This window comes from Kribbella sp., assembly GCF_035655035.1.
In the GTDB taxonomy this organism is placed as follows: Bacteria; Actinomycetota; Actinomycetes; order Propionibacteriales; family Kribbellaceae; genus Kribbella.
Genome location: NZ_DASRVN010000199.1, coordinates 1 through 3685 on the forward strand (window position 1 = coordinate 1; position 3685 = coordinate 3685).

4 protein-coding genes are annotated in these 3685 nt (G+C 70.0%); 2 read left to right on the forward strand and 2 right to left on the reverse strand.

The window, feature by feature from the left end; all coding sequences use genetic code 11:
• Positions 1–1394 (forward strand): M81 family metallopeptidase (locus VFF46_RS11750; RefSeq protein ID WP_325037121.1); only part of this gene is annotated, 1394 nt, incomplete at its 5' end.
• On the opposite strand, the gene VFF46_RS11755 is transcribed toward VFF46_RS11750, so the two are convergent.
• Complete coding sequence (locus VFF46_RS11755; RefSeq protein WP_325037122.1) at positions 1391–2272, reverse strand: GNAT family N-acetyltransferase; 882 nt, start codon at positions 2270–2272, stop codon at positions 1391–1393. The genes VFF46_RS11750 and VFF46_RS11755 overlap by 4 nt on opposite strands.
• Positions 2273–2301: 29 nt before the next feature.
• Positions 2302–2889 (reverse strand): TetR/AcrR family transcriptional regulator, encoded by a 588-nt coding sequence (locus tag VFF46_RS11760; RefSeq protein WP_325037123.1) that lies wholly within the window; start codon positions 2887–2889, stop codon positions 2302–2304.
• A 56-nt stretch (positions 2890–2945) separates the two neighbouring features.
• Between VFF46_RS11760 and VFF46_RS11765 the strand changes: the two genes are divergently transcribed.
• The coding region (locus tag VFF46_RS11765) for an acyl-CoA dehydrogenase family protein (RefSeq protein ID WP_325037124.1) at positions 2946–3685 on the forward strand (740 nt) is incomplete at its 3' end.

Below are 3685 nucleotides of genomic sequence, written 5' to 3' on the forward strand. Positions count from 1 at the left end.
GGGCCGGCCTGGCGGACTTCGACGTCCGGCGGGGTGACCACCTGCTGGAGCGGTACGACTTCCTCGGCAAGGACTGGGCCCAGGGGATCGAGTGGGTGCCGTTGCTGCACGCGCGGTCGCTGCCCGGCGGAGCCGTGCTCCCGGAGGTGTACGACGATCTCTCCGCCGAGATCATCACCCGGCTGGAGGCGGCCGGTCCGCTCGACGGGTTCTTCTTCGACATCCACGGCGCGATGAGCGTCGTCGGACGGCAGGACGCGGAGGCGGACCTGGCCACCCGGATCCGGGACGTGCTCGGTCCCGAGGTCCTCGTGTCCGCCTCGATGGACCTGCACGGCAACGTGTCCCGCGAGCTCGGTACGGCGGTCGACCTGATCACCTGCTACCGGATGGCGCCGCACGAGGACGCGATGGAGAGCCGCGAGCGCGCCCTACGGAACCTGGTCGAGCGGGTACGGTCCGGACAGGGGAAGCCGGGCAAGGCGTGGATCCAGGTGCCGGTGCTGCTGCCGGGGGAGAAGACCTCGACGCGGCTCGAGCCGGCCAAGTCGATCTACCGGCGGGTGGCCGAGATCGCGGACGAGCCCGGCGTACTGGATGCCGCCGTCTGGGTCGGGTACGCGTGGGCGGACGAGCCGCGCTGCCGGGCCGCGGTCGTGGTCACCGGTGACGACACCGAGCTGATCACCGCACGCGCGGAGGAGCTGGCGAAGGCGTACTGGGAGGCGCGGGACGGGTTCGAGTTCGTCGCCCCGACCGGGACGCTGGCGGAATGCGTCACGGCCGGTCTCGCCAGCGAGGCGCGTCCGTTCCTGATCAGCGACTCCGGCGACAACCCGACCGCGGGCGGCGCCGGCGACACGTCGTGGACGCTCGGGCAGCTGCTCACCGTCGACGAGCTGACCTCCGGCAAGGCCACCGCGATCCACGCCAGCATCACCGACCCCGAAGCCGTCGCCGCCTGCGTCGCGGCCGGGGTGGGCAACGAGGTCCAGGTCGCCGCGGGCGGCAAGGTCGACTCCGGCCCGGCCGGCCCGGTCCCGCTCTCCGGCACCGTCTTCTCGCTCTCCGAGGATCCGGTCGGCGGCACGGTCGCGGTGGTCAAGGTCGGCGGCCTGCACTCGATCTTGACCAGCCGCCGCAAGCCGTACCACCACCTCGCCGACTTCACACTCCTCGGCCTGGACCCTGCGGCCACCGACCTGGTCATCGTCAAGATCGGCTACCTGGAGCCTGAGCTGTACGAGCTCGCCGCCGACTGGCTCCTCGCGCTCACTCCTGGCGGTGTCGACCAGGACCTGCTCCGCCTCGGGCACCACGGCGTACTCCGCCCGCTGTTCCCGTTCGACCCGGAGATGGCCGACCCCGACCTGACCCCGGAGCTCCTGCCCTAGGAGGTCTTGCGGCAGAAGTCCGTGACGGCCGGCTGCTTGTCGAAGCCGGCCGACACGTACGCCGCCACGCCGCCGACGTTGCTGCTCGGCGTACACACGGTCGCGCTCGACGACCCCAACTCCTGCAACGCGGCGGCCGCTGCGACGGTGATCGCGCGGCCGTGCCCGCGACCGCGGTGATCCTGATGGACCCCCAGCGGCTCGATCAGACCCGGTCGTCCTTCTCCGGCCGACCACACCGTCGTCGCGGCGACCGCATCGCCGGCGGCGTCGTACCCGACCAGGCACCGGGCCCGGCGGTACGGCGCCCCGGCCGCCATCGCCTGCCAGCGCTCAACGGTCAGCCTGGCTTTGGGGAAGGCTGCGCGGTGCACCGCGATCCGGTCCGCGAGGATGTGGTCGCGAACGTTCTGCGCGTCGACGTACTCGATGGTGAGACCGCAGTCCTCCACCGGCGCGGCCAGATCGCGCGCCAGCGGGGTCCACGGCTCGTCGGCAACCCAGCCGCTGCGGTGCAGCAGCTCCCGAAACGCGGTACCGGACCGTGCCTCGATGAAACGCACACCGTCCGACAGGTCGGCCAGCAGCCGGTCAGCGAACGCCTCGTCTTCGTCGACGCTTGGAGCGATGGCCATCCGGATCAGTCCGCTGTCGTCGTCAACCATGCCGGCGGCAACGATCTGCCCGTCACGACGCCAGGCCCGAACGGCCGCGGCTAGCGTCTCGGCGCCGTCGCACCAGTTCCACCCGAGGTCACCGGGGTGCAGCTGGACCGGCCCTCCGTGCTGCTGCCAGAGCGCTACCTCGTCCGCGATCTCGTCCAACGAGTCCGGAGTCGGCGTCTGCATCGTGATCGACATGTGCTGATCAAATCCCATGCCGTGCACGGGGCGCACATGCTTTTGTCTTACAACTTACGCAGGGTGTGCAGCGCCTCGATGCTGTGCTCCACGAGGTGGTGGGCGGAGTACGGCCGGTCCTCGGAGGGGATGCCGGACCATTCGATGGCCAGGTCCTCGGTGTAGGAGAGCCAGGCGTGGATCCGCAGGTACTCGGCGGACGTCGGGTCGTCGGCCAGCTCGGGCGTGCCGAGGTACGAGAGGATCCGTTTGGTCAGGCTCGCCCGGGTCTCGTCGTACACCTCGACGGCGAAGTCGTCGCCACCGGCCGCACCGCGGACGAACGAGATGTACGCCGTACGGCGGCGCTCGATGAACGCGACGAACTGGACCAGCATCTCCCGGAGCTGCTGCTCGGGGGCGAGCGCGGCGTCGGGTTTGGTGACCCGGAGCAGCCGGCGCCCGGCCGCCGAGATGACCGCGACGTAGTAGTCGCGCTTGCTCGGGAAGTAGTGGAACAGCAGCCCGCGGGAAATGCCCGCCGCGCCGGCGATCTCGTCGACGGACAGCTCGTGGATCGGTTTGTCGCGAAGCATCATCAGGCCGATCTTGACCAGTTGCTTCCGGCGGTCGTCCGCAGACAGACGGTGCTCCATCTATTGAGCATTGCTTAGACGCTGAGCTACGGTCAAGCTGAGGGAGAGGAGTCTTGATGGGGTTCGAACCTTCGGCCCGCGCCCAGGACCTGATCGGGCGCGTGGAGTCCTTCCTGCGTACCGAGATCGAGCCGGCCGAGGCAGAGCTGCACAGCGCGATCCGCGCCGCCGGAGACCCCTGGCAGCCGCAGCCGATCATGAAGGACCTGCAGGCGAAGGCGCGCGAGGCCGGCCTGTGGAACCTGTTCCTGCCGCCCGCCGAGCCGGGCAACGAGCAGTACGGCGAGGGCCTGAGCAACCTCGATTACGCCCCGATCGCGGAGCTCACCGGCCGTTCGTTCATCGCGCCGTACGTCTTCAACTGCAACGCGCCGGACACCGGCAACATGGAGGTACTGCTCCGCTACGGCAACGAGGAGCAGCGGAAGCGCTGGCTGGAACCGTTGCTGGACGGCACGATCCGGTCCGCGTTCTGCATGACCGAGCCGGACGTCGCGTCCTCCGACGCCACCAACATGGAGGCGACCGCCGTCCTCGACGGCGACGAGGTCGTCCTGAACGGCCGCAAGTGGTGGAGCACCGGCGTCGGCAATCCGGACTGCCGGCTGCTGATCTTCATGGGCCTCACCGACCCCAACGCCCACCGGTACGCGCGCCACACGATGGTGCTCGTACCGCGGGACGCCCCGGGCGTGAAGGTCGAGCGCCTGCTGCCGACGATGAGCAGGTACGACGAACCGTACGGCCACGGCGAGGTGTCGTTCACCGAGGTCCGGGTGCCGGCCGCGAACATCCT

Coding starts and splice junctions, on each gene's coding strand:
- VFF46_RS11760 (WP_325037123.1), bottom strand. CDS start 2,889: ATGGAGCACCGTCTGTCTGCGGACGACCGCCGGAAGCAACTGGTCAAG.
- VFF46_RS11755 (WP_325037122.1), bottom strand. CDS start 2,272: ATGGGATTTGATCAGCACATGTCGATCACGATGCAGACGCCGACTCCG.